We start from the raw sequence: 17,051 nt of genomic DNA on the forward strand, positions 1-17,051 counted from the left end.
AATAACCACATAAATTCATAACGTTAAACATAAAAAACATTCACAAAAAACATTATTCCTTATATTTATATTTCTCTTAAATATTAAACCCACCCCGATCAGAAACATTTAATTACAATTTAAGCAGGAAGGCAAATAAGGATATCACCTAAGGCATCATCGGATTATCCTACAAATACGAATATTTAATTAACCGTTCATATCGATAAGATGAAAAGACTATTCATAGGAATATAAATAGTCGTGAGATATGGAAAAAGTACCTTAGCGAGTATGCGTTCACTAATAACAAAGGGGTTCAGAACATGACCCATCTCACCAGCGGCGCGGTCAGCACCATCACCACTCCGGATAGCATCATCACCAGGCTGGCGACCACGCCCTCCTGAGGGCCAAGCTCGTAGGATCGTGCGGTGCCGGCGCCGTGCGATGCCGCACCCAATCCGGCCCCTTTTGCCATTCCCTCGCGAATAGAAAGACGCAGAAACAGTACATCCCCTACCGCCATCCCGAATACCCCGGTGACCACGACAAACAGAGCGACTAAATCTGGCTGGCCGCCCAGCGGTTTGGCTGCCGCCAGCGCAAAGGGGGTGGTAACGGAGCGTACCGCCAGGCTGCGCTGGATCTCATCAGGCAAGGTAAATAATCGCGCCAGCCACACCGAACTGGTCACCGCGACAACCGAGGCGGTAGTGACGCCAGCCGTCAGCGACATCCAGTGGCGCTTAATAATCGCCAGGTTGTCGTATACCGGCACGGCAAAGGCGATCGTCGCCGGGCCCAGCAGCCACAGCAGCCAGTGGGTCTCCCCCATATAGCGTTGATAAGAGATATGGCCGAATACCAGCATCATGACCAACAGGATCGGGGTGAAAACCAGCGGCATCAGCGGCAGTTTATGGAAGCGGCGATAAAGCCGCTTGTTGGCAAAATAGAGTCCCAGCGTGACAAGAAGGCACAGGAGGCTCAGCTGAAAATCACTCATGTTTCATCCTGCTGACTTCATAGCGATACACTTTATCAACCACCCATGCCGTGGCGCCCAACACCATCGTAGTGCTCAAGCCAATCACCAGAAAGATACGCCAGCCATCGACCATCAGCAGCTGCGCGTAGTTGACGACCGCCACCACCGCCGGTACGAAAAACAGCAGCATCTCAGCCAGCAGCCAGCGGGCTCCGGCGCGTACCCAGTTTAAAGGAATTACCCGGCAGACGATCAGCGCCAGCATCATCAGCATGCCGACCAGATTCGCCGGAAGCGGCAGGTGCAGCCAGTTAACTAAATATTCAGCGCAGACGAACAGTCCGGCGTAGATCAGGACCTGAACCGGTACCTGAAGACGTTGCATAACGAAGGGCGTCACGCGAGCTGGCGCAAAGGCCATGAGCGGTATTCCTGAAAAAGAAGACAGGCGTGCAGTATAGAGAGCCGCCCGGCGCGGCAGAAATGAATTAAAATCATCACAGGTATAGTCTCAGGGAATAATTATGGATATCCGAACGCTGCGTTATTTTGTCGAAGTGGTTCGCCAGCAAAGCTTTACCCGCGCGGCGGAGAAACTTTTCGTCACGCAGCCCACCATCAGCAAGATGCTTAAAAACCTTGAAGATGAGCTGAACTGCACGCTGCTGATCCGCGACGGTCGCCGGCTGCTGCTGACCGATACCGGACGCGTGGTTTTCGAGCGCGGGCAGGCCATCCTTGGCGAATTTCACCAGCTGGAGTCGGAGCTGAGCGATATTAATCATCTGCACAAAGGCGTACTGCGTCTCGGGATCCCGCCGATGGTCGGCATGCTGATGGCCGAGCCGATTAGCCGCTTTCGCCAGCGCTATGCGGGTATCGAGTTGAAAATCTCCGAGTTTGGCGGATTGACCGTGCAGCAGGCGGTCAGCAACGGCGAACTGGATTTAGCCATGACGGCGCTTCCGGTTGATGAGGCCAGCGGTCTGACGACGCTATCTCTGTTCAGCCATCCGCTCTGCGTACTGACGCCGAGAACGGCACAATGGGAGGGCCTCAGCTCATTGTCGCCGCAGGCGCTCGCCGCGCATCCGCTGGTGATTTACAACGAGGATTTCGCCCTCAGCCAGCAGCTGATGCGGCTGTTTGCTCAGCATGAAGTTAAGCCGCGCATCGCCGTGCGCAGCGGGCAGTGGGATTTTCTGGCCGCCATGGTCCAGGCGGGGATTGGCATCGCGATTTTGCCGGAGCCAATTTGCCAGCGCCTCGACCCGCAGAGCTTTTGCTGGATGCCGTTGCAGAGCGATCTGCGCTGGGAGCTGGGGATGATTTGGCGGGAAGGCGTTTATCTGTCGCACAGCGCGCGAGCGTGGCTGGAGTGCAGCAAGGCGTTCTGGCTGAAGTAAGTCCCCGGGTCGCGGCGTCAACGCCTGCCCCGGGGAACAGGTACGGCGTTACTGATCTTCGATAAGCAGCGCTTCCAGCAGATCGAGGTCGTGCAGCAGCTTCTGCAGCGTCTCGTTGCTGATCTGCCGGGTGGCGCGCAGGTGGTACAGCTCACCGCGTTCGGAACGCAGCGCCGCCAGGCGGAACCGGCGTTCGAGGCTCTCCTCCAGCATCGACGTTTCAACATCGTTGCGGCCATCGACGCGACGACGCAGGTTACCAATCACCCGCGAACTGACCTCGGTCAGCAGCTGATTATCAATATTCTCTTTGGTATCCGCAGCCAGACGCTCTTCCATTTTCTGAATCGCGACAATCGCCACATCCGCCGTGGCGGCCCGCGCCAGACGCTCCTCTTTGCGCTGCTGGACATGGTCGGTCGACTCGATATGGCGCAGCAGAATCGGCAGCACAATCACGCCGACGAACAGTGAGAACAGAATCACCCCGGCGGCGAGGAACACCAGCTCATAGCGCGCCGGGAAGACGTTGCCGTCCGGTAACAGCAGAGGAATCGACAGTACACCGGCAAGGGTAATCGCCCCGCGAACGCCGGCGACGGAGGAGATCAGCAGCTCGCGCGTGGTCCAGGAGCCGAACTCCATCGGTTTCTTTTTCAGGAAACGCTGGCTCAGTTTGCGCATCGTCCACAGCCAGCCAAAACGCACCAGCATCAGGGCGGCATAAATCAGAATGATATCGGTAAACAGCATCCAGGTTTCGACGTTGGGATCCGCTTCTGCGGCCACCAGCGAGCTGGAAAGGATGTCCGGCAGTTGCAGGCCCAACAGCAGGAAGACCATGCCGTTAAACACGAACTCCAGCATCGCCCAGGTGCTGTTGGCGCGCAGGCGCATCGCCAGCGGCGCGCTGCGCATCACCCCGGAACGCGTAATGGTCATCCCCGCGGCGACCGCCGCCAGGATTCCGGAAAAGCCGATATGCTCCGCGATCAGATAAGAGGCGAACGGCAGCAGGAACAGCAGCACAATTTGCGTTGCCGGTTCATCGCCGCCCCAGCGGCTGAGGAAGCGCATCGAGCGCCCGTACAGCCAGCTGACCACAAAGCCCGCGAGAATACCGCCGACCGCCACCTTGAAGAACTCCACCGTCGCGCCGCCGACGGTAAAGACCATGGTGCCCATCGCCACCGCAACGGCAAACTTCAGGGAGACCAGGCCGGAGGCATCGTTCATCAGCGCTTCGCCCTGCAAAATCCCCATTATTTTTTTCGGAATGCGCCCTTCGCCGACAATTCCCGACAGCGCCACGGCATCCGTTGGCGACAGAACCGCCGCCAGAGCAAAAGCCGGAATCAGCGGAATACCCGGCACGATCCAGTAGATGAGGTAGCCAATACCGACCACCGTTACCACCACCAGCGCCAGCGCCAGGCCGAAAATTTCTCGTCCATGCTCAATGAACTCACGGGTTGGCGTCTTCCAGCCATCGGCAAAAAGCAGCGGCGGAATGAACAGAACCAGAAAGAGTTCGGGGTCGAATTCAACGTGCAATCCGAAGGTAGGCCAGGCCAACAGCGCGCCGATGGCAATTTGGATTAAGGGGAGTGGGACCTGAAAGGGCAGTACGCGTGTAACCACCCCGGAGAGAGAGACCACGAGGGTCATGATGAGTATGGTAAAGAATATTTCCATGTGTTCCCTGTTTGCTGCGTGTCTTTTTTTTACATCTGAGGCGTCATGTCTCGGCATAATACGCTACTCAGATTAACGCAAAAGGAAACAGGATGTGGCTTAAAAATTAAACGGGCGGCCAAAGCCGCCCGTTGTTAGCAGGAAAAGTTAAATCGCCCAACCGCCGGCGTAGAAGATAACCAGCGCCGCGGCGATGATCACCGTACCCAGGTTTAGCTTACGCCATTCGCCGGACACCAGACGACCGATCACCAGCGACGCAAAGCCGATCATGATGCCGGTCACGATGTTGCAGGTCAGCACGATAAAGACCGCGGTAATCAGGCCCGCCATCGCGTCGACGAAATCGTTGAAATCGATTTTCGCCACGTTGCTCAGCATCAGCAGGCCGACGTACATCAGCGCCGGCGCGGTGGCATAAGCCGGCACCAGATACGAGAGCGGAGAGAGGAACAGGATCAGCAGGAACAGCACGCCGACGGTCACTGCCGTCAGACCGGTTTTGCCGCCCGCCGCCGTACCGGCAGCGGATTCGATATACACCGCCGCCGGCGCCGCCCCGACCAGGCCGGAGAAGACGCTGCTCAGGGAGTCGGTGGTCAGCGCTTTGCCGCCGTTAATAATCTGCCCGTCTTTATCCAGCAGGTTCGCCTGGCCGGCCACCGCGCGGATGGTTCCGGTGGCGTCAAACACCGCGGTCATCACCAGCGCAAGCACGCTTGGCAGCACCACCGGGTTCAGCGCGCCCACGATATCCAGGCTACCGATCAGCGAGTTGCCTTTATCGTCGCTCAGCGACGGCATGGCGAAGATACCGGAGAAGTGAACGTTAGGATCGAAGATCAGGCCGATAATTGAGATGCCGATAATCGTCAGCAGGATACCGCCCGGCACTTTCAGTTTTTCGAGGCCGATAATCACCGCCAGCCCGACCAGCGACATAATCACCGGGAAGCTATCAAAATTACCCAGCGCCACCGGCAGACCATCCAGCGGATTTTTGATAACCAGGCCCACGCCGTTGGCGGCAATCAGCAGCAGGAACAGACCGATACCAATCCCCGTACCGTGCGCCACGCCCTGCGGCAGGTTACGCAGGATCCAGCTACGAATGCCGGTCGCGGAGATCACGGTGAACAGGACACCCATCAGGAACACCGCGCCCAGCGCGACCGGAATGCTGATCTGTTGACCCAGTACCAGGCTAAAGGCGGTAAACGCGGTCAGCGAGATGGCGCAGCCAATCGCCAGCGGCAGGTTCGCCCACAGCCCCATCACCAGCGAGCCGACGCCGGCAACCAGACAGGTGGAAACAAATACCGCAGCCGGTGGAAAACCCGCTTTGCCGAGCATACCCGGCACCACGATGACGGAGTAAACCATCGCCAGGAAGGTGGTAAGACCGGCAACGATTTCCTGACGCACGGTGCTGCCGCGAGCAGAAATTTTAAACCAGGCGTCCAATGAACCGCCGGTACGCGCTGAAGGCGTAGACATAGAAAACTTCCCCTGAGAATTTTTATCGTTCGTCCGAATGCGTGGTGGACCATCCACTGCCAGCTAAACGCGATCTCCTTGTGCTAATCGCAGCGCCAGGGGCCGCGAAAAAGCAAACGTTTAACTCCGCGCATACAGTACGGTGTGAAGAATGACTTTGCTCCCCTCTGTCAGCAGAGGAAATGATGAGCAAAATAAAAAGGCAAACGATTATCCAGCCTTTAGACGGGCCTTTTCAACTGAAGTTTGTCGTATTTCGCTAAATTTCGCTTATGACGTTCAGGAAATAACCAGCCGATGCGCAAACGTTATCGTCCATGCGCAATCCGGTAACATTTTTGTATTGCGCTGATAGCAATTTTCCCCGGTCATCGGCTTTAGTAATAGTTTATTCGCCGGGTAAGGTGAACGGCCCCCCGCGCTCAACCGCTTTTTGCCAGGCCGGGCGCTGCTCCACGCGCTGAACCCACTGCGTCAGATGGGGTAAATTCTCCACGCCGCCGCGCGCCAGCAGCGCCATCGCGGGAAAGCTCATCTGAATATCGGCCATACTCAGCTCAGCGCCGGCAAACCAGCGCTGGCGGGAAAGGTGCGCTTCAATAAAGCGGGCATGGGTGTCCACCTGGCGGTTAAGCCAGGCCTTCTGTACCCCCTTGCCCAACGCATTACCCAGCGTGCGCATACCAAACGGCACCGGCGGTTTGCCCAGGCTGGCAAACACCAGCTTCATCAGCAGCAGGGGCATCAGCGACCCCTCGGCGTAGTGCAGCCAAAAGCGATATTGCAGCTTATCTTCCACCGACTCAGGTTTTAAGCGCCGGGCGCTATCATAGGTTTCCTGTAAATATTCCAGAATGGCGCCGGACTCCGCCAGAATGTGGCCGTTATCCTCAACCACCGGCGATTTACCCAGCGGATGAACGCTTTTTAATTCCGCCGGTGCGAGCATATCCTTGCCACGCTGATAAGAGACAACCTGATAAGGCAACTGCAGCTCTTCCAGCGCCCATAACACGCGCTGCGATCGTGACTGATTGAGATGATGTACCGTTAACATGGGCCTCTCCCGCTGTTTGTTCAAATTAACTATAGGAACAGGCGGCGGATGCCGGGAATTTTTCGGCAAACTGAAGAGGCAAATTCAGAGAAAAGAGCCACACTTAAATTGTCGGCGCAAACCGGAACCTCCATCAAAGATTGCGCAATACTGAGGTGAGCCGACGTCGGGGGAAACCCTCCTGCGTACCAGCGGGATAGTGCGAAAGACCAAGACCGGAAAACAACTAAAGCGCCCTGTTGTGGCGCTTTAGTTTTTTAGTCATCCTCCAGCAATCGCGCGCCGGTCCCCTCTTCACCCAGCTTATCGCCCGGGTTGCGTAACGGGCAGTCGCGACGCGACAGACAGCCGCAGCCGATACAGCCATCGAGCTGATCGCGCAGCGCGGTCAGGGTATGAATGCGCCGGTCCAGCTCCTCCCGCCACTGGGACGACAGCATCTTCCACTCTTTGGCGCTGAGGTTATGCCCTTCCGGCAGTACGCCGAACGCGTCGCCGATGGTCGCCAGCGGAATACCAATGCGTTGCGCAATCTTAATGATCGCCACCGCGCGCAGGACGTCGCGCCGGTAGCGCCGCTGATTGCCCGCGTTGCGCTGGCTGTGGATCAGCCCTTTACTTTCATAAAAGTGCAGCGCGGAGACGGCCACGCCGGTTCGTTTTGCCACTTCGCCGGGCGTCAGCAGCATTTTGATGCGGGGTGATTTCTTTTCCATAAAGCGCTTTACCTCAAGTTAACTTGAGGAATTATACTCGCCCGCAGACAAAACGACGAATCGAGAATTGAGAGAGGCCGCTTTATGTCCCATCAGGATATTATCCAAACGCTTATTGAATGGATTGATGAACATATCGATCAACCACTTAACATTGATATAGTCGCCAGAAAATCGGGATACTCGAAATGGTATCTGCAGCGGATGTTCCGCGCCGTGATGCATCAAACGCTGGGCGATTACATTCGCCAGCGCCGCCTGCTGCTCGCCGCGGAAGCGCTAAGAACCACTCAGCGCCCTATTTTTGATATCGCGATGGATCTCGGCTACGTGTCGCAGCAAACCTTCTCGCGGGTGTTCCGTCGCGAATTTGACCGAACGCCGACCGCCTATCGCCATCAAATTTCTGCCTGATAGCGCGGCTGATAGGGGCTGAGGCAGGTGCGATCATTCGCCAGCCACAGCATGAACTCCTGCGGCGGCATCGCTTTCGCAAAGTGCCACCCCTGGCAGTACTGTACGCCGCGTTGCTGGAGCCAGGCTACCTGCTCTGCCGTTTCGACGCCTTCAGCCACGATTTTTAAATGCAGGCTGTTTGCCATCTGGATAATATGCTCGGCAATCAGGTGGCTGGTGGTATTGCTCGTCAGCATGTCGACAAAAGATTTATCAATCTTCAGAACGTCGACGTTGAGCGCATGAAGATTGTGCAGGTTGGAGTAGCCGGTGCCGAAATCATCGATGGCGATTTCATATCCCGCATCGCGGAACGCCTGGATCACCGGCGTCGTTTTCGCCACGTCGATAAACCCGCGTTCGGTCACTTCGATTTTGATTTGTTCCGCCTTGACCGCGTAGCGCTGGATCTTCTTGTTGATGTGCTCAATCAAGCGTGCGGAATGGAAATCGGAAGCGGAGAGGTTAATCGCCACGTACAGATGCGGCTGCCGCGCCAGAAACTCGCCCAGGTCGGAAAATACCTCATCGATGACATAGTCGGTGACCTGGGCGATCATCCCTTCATTTTCCGCCATCGGAATGAACTCCGCCGGACTCATCACCGGCCCATCAAAGCCTGGCCAGCGCAATAATGCTTCGGTACCGACGCAGCGGTTATTTTTAATATCGATAACCGGTTGATAGTGAAGGCACAGCTGACGACGGTTTAACGCGCGCTGCAGCATCTTCCGCGGAGAGTGGTACTGCTGACGGGTGCGCGACCACACCAGCAGGAGCAATACGCTGCAAATCAGCCCCAGCGGTAGCGTCAGGGTCACCTGATTATAAAAATTCTGATAATAGCTGACGCGCGAAGTGGACATAATGACGGCTATCGGGCGAACGGTGGAATGGGCGATGGTATAAACGCGGCCATCCTGGTGAAATAAAGACGCTTCAGCGCGAATCAGGCGATGCAGCTCATCGGGGTCGGCATTCTTGCTGACGGAAAAAAACTGGTGGGTTTTGGTATCAAAAACGCCCCAGGCGAGATCGCGATCGCTGGTGATCAACGCGCTGTATGAGAGCGGATTAACCACCACCACATAGTTGCCGCGCTGCATATAGTTCATCGCATAACCAGGGTAGAAAGGGGTCTCGCGGTAGTAGTAAATCGCGATATCCGGCTTTTTGGTATAGGTTGCGGCCGGAATTTGCCACCCCGCCTGGCGGCGAACCGAAGTGGAGCAGAAGAAATGGGTACCGTTGGCGTAGATTAAATCGTCGATATAGAGCAGGCCGCGAACAATACCGAGCAGATATTGCTGATGCTGTGGTGAACATATCGCTCCCTGATACAAGCGGGCTTTATCGCGCGCTTCGTCGGCTTCACGAATCACCATCTCCGTTTTTTGCAGCGCCAGTCGAGAAAACAGCCTCAGCTGATCGGCGGTTTCCGCTTTGGCGCGAATTTGCGCAAACCACAACGCCAGCAGCACCGGCAGCAGAATGACCAGCACGATGCCAAATATTCTCAACGCCTTATGCGGCGCGCTATGATTCATTTCCGCTTTTTATCCATGCGATACGCCTTAATCAAGGTGAACAGCCCCGATGACTCTGCTTACTGTGATATGAACGGAGCATCTCAGCAACCCACGCTTTGACGTAAAAACCTCATGACGATGAATTATGAATAATACTGGCTTATAGGACCACTGGAGAAACATTCTCAACATAATGAGATTAGCTCCACTATGTCATTCGGTTTATCCGTATAATTAGCCAGAATAAGTAATAAAATCCGCAGAACATAAACCTTATTAAAAAACCAAAACCGCCGATAATCCCTTATAATCAGCCTTCACATTGCAAGAAAGCCCCGCGCCCTCCTTATTAACCCTGCTATTTACATGGCTAATAAGCGCAAGAAAACACCATTTTTGGCTGGTGAATAAAAGAACAAGTGTGATATAGTTCACATTAGCTGATGAAACAAAAACGTTGTTTCATTACGATCTTGTTTGCCTGAAGATAGCCAGAGCGCCGTTCCATCGTCAGTCTCATCCGGTTGTCAAAGGCTCCCAAATTTCGTTGAGGATAGGTTGATGGCTTCCATTACTACCAGTGTCGTGCTTTTGCGCTGGCCACTCGTGAGCGCAGTGCTGATGTTTCTGGCCAGCTCGTTGAACATTCAGCTACGTAAAAGCGATTATGCCGGTTTAGCGGTGATTTGTAGCTGTATGGGCCTGGCCGCAGCCTGCTGGTTCGCCACCGGTCTGTTAGGCATTACGCTGCTGGACGTGGCGAAAATCTGGGGCAATATCAAGGACGTGATGATTGAAGTCATGAGCCAGACTCCGCCCGAATGGCCGATGATGATGACCTGATGTCGGCCCACCTTATCCGGGCGCCGATGTCGCTGACCGGACCACCAGACGGCGGTGAACCGGTTGCCCGGACAGGTGCACAGCACCGCCACCCGCGATTTCCCCCTCTGCGACAGCCTAAACCCATCACCGATATACACCGCAGCGATGACACCATTATGGTCTGGTTATAACGCTTCCGCTGGCCGACGGACGACTGCCCAATAGCCCGCGTGGAAAGTTGTTCGGGCAGCGTTTTATTGCGCAGTGCGCCTGGTAAGAACAGGCGTTTGCCGTCGTGGCAGTAGATTGATACGGACAAGAAGGCCGCTCCCGCAGTTTCTCCCACTGGGCTTCATCGTATCGCGTGATGTTATAAACCTTTACCGCATGATATTGCTCGTTAATTAACACGCTGGACGAGTAGAGCTTCATCGACTCTCCCGGCAATAATAAAATGTCGGCTTCATACCAAAGAATAAACTTTAAAAACCGCAGGCTGGAAATCGAAGAAAAAGCCACGCCGGAATACGGGCAGACAAGCGTATTATGAATAGTCCATTTCATTTTTTATCCTTGCTGGCATTGCTGATAAATGACTCTATATAGTGATAGCATCCATGATAGCTAACCGCAAGGTTATCGATTAATAATGTGATATCAGACAATACTCAATACCACCCGTACTCAATAAGGCTTACCTTAAATATAGTGTTCTAATAATGAATGGTTAACCATAATAGCCAGAAGCGTTCCCCGCAGGAATATACATAAATAAGAATATACTGACAATTAATTACAGGCTACCCACAGCGGTAGCCTGCGGTACTATTTTTAGCATTTACCACAAATAACCGAGCTCTCCTTCAAATAATAAGCAGCAGGATTACCAGGTTTTACCAATATTAAACTGGAACTGCTCGGCTTTATCACCATCGTATTTTTTAAAGGGTTCGGCCCAGGAGAACACCAGCGGGCCCAGTGGCGACATCCACTGCACCGCAATCCCGGCAGACATCCGGATATGTGACGGATCGCCATAGTCCGGGATCCCGGCCGCCAGCGTCTGGCCGGTATTTTGCCAGGAGGTGCTCCATACCGTACCGGCGTCGAGGAATAGCGACGTTCGCAGGCTGTCGGCATATTTGTCATTCACAAACGGCGTCGGCACAATAAACTCGCTGTTCAGCACCGCCATCGCGTTACCGCCAACCGCATCGGATGATGAGTCCAGCGGACAGGTGCTGTAGCTGCTTTCAGAACCATTACAACGATAATAAGCCGCTTTTGGGCCAATCGTATTCGACGAAAAACCGCGAACCGACGACGATCCGCCAGCATAAAAGTTATCGTAAAACGGCACCGATTTGCCGTTCAGCCCATCGGCATAGCCCGCGCGCAGGTGCTCCATCCATACCCAGCTTTTGCTCTCGGCCAGCGGCATATATTGGGTGGTATCGAAAGTCACTTTATAATAGCTGTTATCCGAACCGGGTACGGTAACCTTGGCGGTCAGGCTGCTTTTATTTCCCGCGCGCGGGAAGAAACCGCGATCGAGGTTGTTATAGCTCCAGCCAACGCTGGCAAAATAGTCATTGGCGCTATAGGTCGCACCGCTGTCGCCGTCTTTGGTGACGACGTCAGGATAGATGCCCCGTGAGTTAAGATAGCTCCAGGTGGTGAGCTCCGGCTCCATATTGGTCAGGCGGTTATGGACATAGTCCAGGCCAAGGTTGAGGGCGTTATTCTCGCTAATCGGGAATCCCAGCGTACTGCCAACGCCGTAGCTTTGCTGGTTGTAGCTTCCGGAATCGGCATCCGAGGCGTCGTAGCTGTTGTAGAAAATTTTGCCGCCGAGGCTGACGCCATCCACGGTGAAGTAAGGGTTCGTCGCTCCCAGCTCAATATAGGACTGGTAGCTGTTGCGCGTGCCGTTGAAGCTGACGCTATTGCCGGTCCCCAGCCAGTTATCCTGAGTGACGCCGAGCTGGTAGCTCACGCCGCTGTCGGTACCAAAGCCCAGACCAACGTTAAAGGAGCCGGTATTGCGCTCCTTCACCTTATAGACCACGTCCACCCGATCCTGGCTACCGCTTACCGGAACGATCTGCTTGTCGACGGTTTCAAAAAATCCGGTACGATCCAGCCGCGTTTTTCCCTGCTCGACCTTCTCATCATTCAGCCACGCGCCTTCCATCTGGCGCATTTCGCGACGCAGCACCGCATCGCGGGAAGTATCGTTACCCTCAAAGCGAATCTGACGAACCGAATAACGGCGTCCGGCATTGACGTTAATATGCAAAACGACGCTTTTTTTCGTCTCATCAATATCCGGCGCGGTATTAACCTGCGGCCAGGCATAGCCGTATTTTCCCAGCAGCGTCTTAATGCTGTTCTCAGCCGCCGTGATTTCCGCGCCGCTGTACCATTTCCCCGCTAAAGGCTTCACCAGCGCTTCAATTTCCTGGTTATGCTGCGCCATGTCGCCGGTCACGACGGTACTGGCCACGTTATAACGATCGCCTTCGGTAAGATTGATCGTGATATACAGCGATTTTTTATCCGGGGTAATACTGACCTGACTGGAGTTAATGGTAAAACGCGCGTAGCCGCGATCGAGATAATAGCTACGGATGGTCTCAAGATCCGCCGCCATCTTTTGCTTTTGGTATTTCTTATCGCCAATCACGTTCCACCACGGAACGCTGTCGCGAAGCTGCAGCTGGTCCAGCAATGTTTCTGCGCTAAAGGCCTGGTTGCCAATAATATTAATTTGCGCAATTTTTGCCGATACCCCCTCCTGAAAGACAAAGGTTAAATCAACGCGATTACGCGGTAGCGGCGTGACGACTGCATGGACCTGAGCGCTATATTTCCCGACGCTGTAATAGAAATCCTGGAGCCCCTTTTCTATTTCCGTGAGCGCATTGCGATCCAGCGCGCTGCCTTCTTCAATACCGCTGGCGGCCAGATTCTCCTTGAGGGCATCATCCTTAACGGATTTATTCCCGGAAAAGCTGATTTTAGCGATGGTTGGCCGCTCTGTGACCTGTACCACCAGCGTACTGCCATCGCACAGGATCTGCACGTTCTCAAAGTTGCCGCTGGCGTACAGGGCGCGGACCGAATCACTGATATCCTCGTTAGAAACCTCTTCTCCCGTATGAACAGGCATGCTCAGTAGCGCAGCGCCAACGGTAACGCGCTGTAGCCCTTCGAAACGAATGTCATCTACCGTATAGGCGGTTGATGCGTAAAGCGTTAAAGGGGAAATCAATAGACCGGCGATGAGACTCGTTTTTTTTAGCATGGAGGTGTCGTCTAAAAGATATTTGGCAATAGCAGATACCTGCTGGGAATAATGCAGTTCATTGCGCCAGACAGATTCTGACGCCGTTTTAAATAACCTGAACGAGGCGCAGAATTGCACGCAATTATGACGAGAAAATGGAGAAAAAATGGATATATGAGAATGGTGAAAAAATTATTTTTTAATTGAACTTTCCTTCTCCCACCCAGTCAGATAAGCATTTCCTGACAACATTAAAATTCAACATCTTTTGTTTTTTAATTAAAAAAACAAAAAGCCCCCTTTCTCATTGGTTGAAAGGGGGAAAAAGATCTTGTTAGGAATGATGCTCTCTGGGATAAACCAGGAACAGCCACAAACTAACCTATAACCCCGTAGATAAAATGAAGAGATAGTGAATAAATTATGCAGCCAGATTGCCATTATAATGAAATGAGTAGATATCATGCCACGAAATGAAATTCAGCGTTCAGTGCTTAGCGAGCTGGTGCAATGGATAAAAAACAATCTTGAAAAGAGGCTCACCATGCGGGCGCTGAGCCTCTTTTCCGGCTATTCTGAATGGCATCTTTTTCGCCTGTTTCGTCACTATTTTAATATGTCGCCAATGGCCTATATTCGCCAACAGCGGATGCAATTAGCCCTTGATTTATTAAAGGTTAAACCGGCTTTTCGCATCGTTGATATTTGTATTATGGCGGGCTATGAAGATATCAGCGCCTTTAACCGTACCTTTAAAAGATACTATGCGATTACGCCTGGCCAGTTTCGCAAAATCCTGTGTATCTCCGGATAGGGGATCCCCCTCCTCCGCATTGCTGCGGTTGGGAATGGAAGGGGGAAGAGGAACACAACGTTAGAATGGAAATGGCAGGATGCCACCGTTAATCGTTTCCGGGATCAAGCAGACCCGATCAACAGGAAACAGTGTAAACTGCTAAGTTGAGTTAATTGTGTAGAAGCCGTGGAGATTTTGTCATCATTTATATCTCCGGCCTTTTTCCCCGACATAAAAAATAAAAAGCCGGAATAGTTCACTATCCCGGCGGGTGTTTGAGTAGATAATCAGAAGTGCGTATTCACGCTGACATAAAACGTCCGACCCGATTCATTATAGGTCTCCGCGCCCGCGCCATACAGATAGGCGCCGGTCGTCGAATTCCCCGTCGTCTGCGCGTTACCGGCGCGGTAGTGGCGAATATCGAACAGGTTATCCACGCCGCTGGTCAGGCTCAGGTTTTTATTCACATCCCAGGTCGCGCTGAGCCCGACGATGCTGTACGGACTCACTTCATTCAACTCGCTGCCGGATACCGCCTCGCCCTTATAGTTGAAGCGCTTAGGTTTTTGCCGACCATACCAGGTGAAAGTACTCTGCAGCGAAAGATCGTCGCGTACCTGCCAGCTGACGGTCGAATTAAGGGTGAACTGCGGGATCACCGACAGGCGATCGCCGGTGGTCTTGTTCTTACTCTGCAGCATCCACGTCAGGTTGTTGCTCCAGTTGACCGTTTCGCTTACCGGCAGGTTTAATGAGCCTTCCAGCCCTTCAACCAGCGCCTTCGGTACGTTTTCCCATTGATAAATATTGGTCGTGCCGTTGCTGGCCGTTCCCACCGCCGAGTAGCCCGATTCAATCTTGTTATGATAGTCGTTACGGAACCAGGTCAGCCCCGCCTGATAGCCGTTGTGCTTATACTCAAGGCCAATCTCTTTATTAACGCTGGTTTCCGCCTTCAGATCGCTGTTCCCCATCAGGTAACAGGCTGAGCTGCTGGCATAGCAGCCCTGGCCGTTGCTGTAGAGAATATAGTTCGGGTTGAGCTGATAAAGGTTTGGCGCTTTATAGGCGCGGGCGATGCCCAACTTCAGCGTCCAGTCATCCGACAGCCCCTGCGAGAGGTTCAGCGATGGGCTCCAGTTATTGCCAACGATGCTGTGATGGTCGAAGCGCAGAGCCGGCGTCAGCATGGTGCTCTCGGTCAGCGCGATATTATCTTCGGTAAACAGCGAGAAAATCTCGGCGCTGGAATAGGGACTACGCCCGGTTGCCGACATACCGTCAATGGAGCCATAAGAGAGCGACTGGGTGGTCGATACGCCATCTTTCATCCGCTGCTGGTTCCACTCGGTACCCAGCGTCAGATTCTGCTCGAATCCCAGGGTAAACGGAATATTCACCTCGCTGTGCAGCAGCACATCCGACAGGTCGATATCGGAGAATTCGCTGCTGGAGAAGATCCCCTCCGTTCCCCCCGCCAGCCCCTCGTTCATACGCGAGTTACGGGTGTGCTCATACTGCGCGTAAGTATTGCTGGTCACGCCGTTATCCCAGCCGCCGGTCCACGTGACGCCATAAGTCTGACGATAGAGGCGGTTGGTCTCTTTACCGTACATACTTTTCACCAGCGTGCTGGTATTGGTATTCTGGGTATCGCCTGCATACAGGTTGCCCTGGCGGCTGTAGCCGGTTTCAAACTCCAGCGCCTGCATCGGCGCAAATTCCCAGCGCAGCTTACCGTGGATATCTTTATTCACTACGCCTTCGCGTCCAGCCGGATACGATCCCGCATAGCTACCGGTTCGCGCCGCTTCGTGACCGGAATTAATATCCTGGGCATCGGCCTGCGTTTTGCTCAGATTTCCCCATAAATTAAAGCTGACCTCATCCGATAGCGGGCCGTTGAGGCTGAAGTTTGTCCGCTTCGTCGCGCCCTCTTTACGGTGCTGGGGGGCGTTCATATAGGTATTCCATGATCCATGCCATTCGCTGGTGGCCGGTTTGGTGACGATATTTACCACCCCGCCCATCGCGCCATTACCGTAGCGGGCCGCCGCAGGACCGCGAATCACGTCGATATGGTCGATCATTTCCGCCGGTACCCAGCTGGTATCCCCGCGCGTATCGCGGTCGCCGCGCCAGCCATAGCGCACGGAATTACGGCTGGTCACCGGTTTACCATCCACCAGAATCAGCGTGTTCTCCGGCCCCATGCCGCGAATATCGACCTGGCGGTTATTACCGCGCTGGCCGCTGGTGGAGTTGCCGGTGAGGTTGACGCCGGGCTGGGTACGAATCAGCTCGGAGACATCGCGCGCGGGCGGATGTTTACGGATCTCCTCAGCGGTGATGGTCGATACGCCGGGCGCTTGCAGCGTCTGCGCCGCCGCGGTGACCACCATGGTTTCGTCATCATTTGCCGTAGCCGTTTCTGATTTCTTCGTATCGTCTGGCGTGTTGCTGTCAGCGGCCTGCGCCGGCAGCATCCCTCCCCAGATGGCCATCGGGATCAGCACGGCCAGCGAGTAGTGTGAATCGTATTTCATGGAATATGCCCTGTTTTTCTTTTTAGCCGTCGGGGCACGCCTTCTTCATCCGCCAGATAAACACCGGTCATGTCTTCCATGCCTGGCGTAACATCTCTTTTTTTAGCGTAGCCAGGCCCTCCCGTTTAAATAGGGATAGCAATAAATAATGAGCGACCAAAATAGATTTATTACTCTGGCAAAAATGAAGAAATAAACGCACCGCGCTATTCTTTGATAGCATTCGCCGAACAGCAGTAATAGGAGTATTGTGCCACACAACGTTA

The 17,051-nt window shown here is 54.0% G+C and carries 14 protein-coding genes; 4 read left to right on the forward strand and 10 right to left on the reverse strand.

Annotation, left to right across the window (positions count from 1 at the left end):
• Positions 1–298: 298 nt before the first annotated feature.
• Positions 299–988, reverse strand: a complete 690-nt coding sequence (locus F8562_RS14770) for an LrgB family protein (protein WP_014837142.1) — start codon at positions 986–988, stop codon at positions 299–301.
• Positions 981–1,391, reverse strand: a complete 411-nt coding sequence (locus tag F8562_RS14775) for a CidA/LrgA family protein (protein WP_004097823.1) — start codon at positions 1,389–1,391, stop codon at positions 981–983. The genes F8562_RS14770 and F8562_RS14775 overlap by 8 nt, the downstream gene beginning before the upstream one ends.
• 103 nt (positions 1,392–1,494) lie before the next feature.
• Here F8562_RS14775 and F8562_RS14780 point away from each other — a divergent pair, with 103 nt between their 5' ends.
• Positions 1,495–2,376: a LysR family transcriptional regulator gene (locus tag F8562_RS14780; protein ID WP_014227557.1), complete on the forward strand. Its 882-nt coding sequence runs from the start codon at positions 1,495–1,497 to the stop codon at positions 2,374–2,376.
• A gap of 48 nt (positions 2,377–2,424) precedes the next feature.
• On the opposite strand, the gene F8562_RS14785 is transcribed toward F8562_RS14780, so the two are convergent.
• From F8562_RS14785 to soxR, 4 genes are all read right to left on the reverse strand, one after another.
• Positions 2,425–4,071, reverse strand: coding sequence for a Na+/H+ antiporter (locus tag F8562_RS14785; RefSeq protein ID WP_004109468.1), 1,647 nt, complete (start codon positions 4,069–4,071; stop codon positions 2,425–2,427).
• A gap of 147 nt (positions 4,072–4,218) precedes the next feature.
• Positions 4,219–5,568 carry an NCS2 family permease gene (locus F8562_RS14790; RefSeq protein ID WP_014227555.1) on the reverse strand — a complete coding sequence of 450 codons (1,350 nt, stop codon included), beginning with the start codon at positions 5,566–5,568 and terminating at the stop codon, positions 4,219–4,221.
• Between the two features lie 388 nt (positions 5,569–5,956).
• On the reverse strand, positions 5,957–6,625 hold the full coding sequence (locus tag F8562_RS14795; protein ID WP_014227554.1) for a glutathione S-transferase family protein: 669 nt from the start codon (positions 6,623–6,625) through the stop codon (positions 5,957–5,959).
• Positions 6,626–6,882: 257 nt separating this feature from the next.
• On the reverse strand, positions 6,883–7,341 hold the full coding sequence (gene soxR / locus F8562_RS14800; RefSeq protein WP_004097815.1) for a redox-sensitive transcriptional activator SoxR: 459 nt from the start codon (positions 7,339–7,341) through the stop codon (positions 6,883–6,885).
• A gap of 84 nt (positions 7,342–7,425) precedes the next feature.
• On the opposite strand from soxR, the gene soxS reads away from it, so the two are divergent.
• Positions 7,426–7,755, forward strand: a complete 330-nt coding sequence (gene soxS, locus F8562_RS14805; protein WP_004097813.1) for a superoxide response transcriptional regulator SoxS — start codon at positions 7,426–7,428, stop codon at positions 7,753–7,755.
• On the opposite strand, the gene F8562_RS14810 is transcribed toward soxS, so the two are convergent.
• Positions 7,740–9,344 carry an EAL domain-containing protein gene (locus F8562_RS14810; RefSeq protein ID WP_014837141.1) on the reverse strand — a complete coding sequence of 535 codons (1,605 nt, stop codon included), beginning with the start codon at positions 9,342–9,344 and terminating at the stop codon, positions 7,740–7,742. The two genes, soxS and F8562_RS14810, sit on opposite strands and share 16 nt — an antisense overlap.
• 543 nt (positions 9,345–9,887) lie before the next feature.
• Here F8562_RS14810 and F8562_RS14815 point away from each other — a divergent pair.
• Entirely contained in the window at positions 9,888–10,169 is a 282-nt protein-coding gene (locus F8562_RS14815; RefSeq protein WP_004097808.1) for a YjcB family protein, read from the forward strand.
• A 156-nt stretch (positions 10,170–10,325) separates the two neighbouring features.
• Here F8562_RS14815 and iraM read toward each other — a convergent pair whose 3' ends face one another.
• Together iraM and bamA are read right to left on the reverse strand one after the other, a co-directional pair.
• Positions 10,326–10,715: an anti-adapter protein IraM gene (iraM, locus tag F8562_RS14820; RefSeq protein WP_004097807.1), complete on the reverse strand. Its 390-nt coding sequence runs from the start codon at positions 10,713–10,715 to the stop codon at positions 10,326–10,328.
• A gap of 319 nt (positions 10,716–11,034) precedes the next feature.
• Positions 11,035–13,458, reverse strand: a complete 2,424-nt coding sequence (gene bamA / locus F8562_RS14825) for an outer membrane protein assembly factor BamA (RefSeq protein ID WP_094909394.1) — start codon at positions 13,456–13,458, stop codon at positions 11,035–11,037.
• Positions 13,459–13,903: 445 nt separating this feature from the next.
• Between bamA and F8562_RS14830 the strand changes: the two genes are divergently transcribed.
• A complete protein-coding gene (locus F8562_RS14830) occupies positions 13,904–14,254 on the forward strand; it encodes a helix-turn-helix transcriptional regulator (protein WP_014227551.1) in 351 nt (116 codons plus the stop codon).
• Between the two features lie 269 nt (positions 14,255–14,523).
• On the opposite strand, the gene F8562_RS14835 is transcribed toward F8562_RS14830, so the two are convergent.
• On the reverse strand, positions 14,524–16,785 hold the full coding sequence (locus F8562_RS14835; RefSeq protein ID WP_014837139.1) for a TonB-dependent siderophore receptor: 2,262 nt from the start codon (positions 16,783–16,785) through the stop codon (positions 14,524–14,526).
• Positions 16,786–17,051 lie beyond the last annotated feature (266 nt).

It is taken from the genome of Klebsiella sp. RCJ4 (assembly GCF_009025755.1).
GTDB lineage: Bacteria > Pseudomonadota > Gammaproteobacteria > Enterobacterales > Enterobacteriaceae > Klebsiella > Klebsiella michiganensis.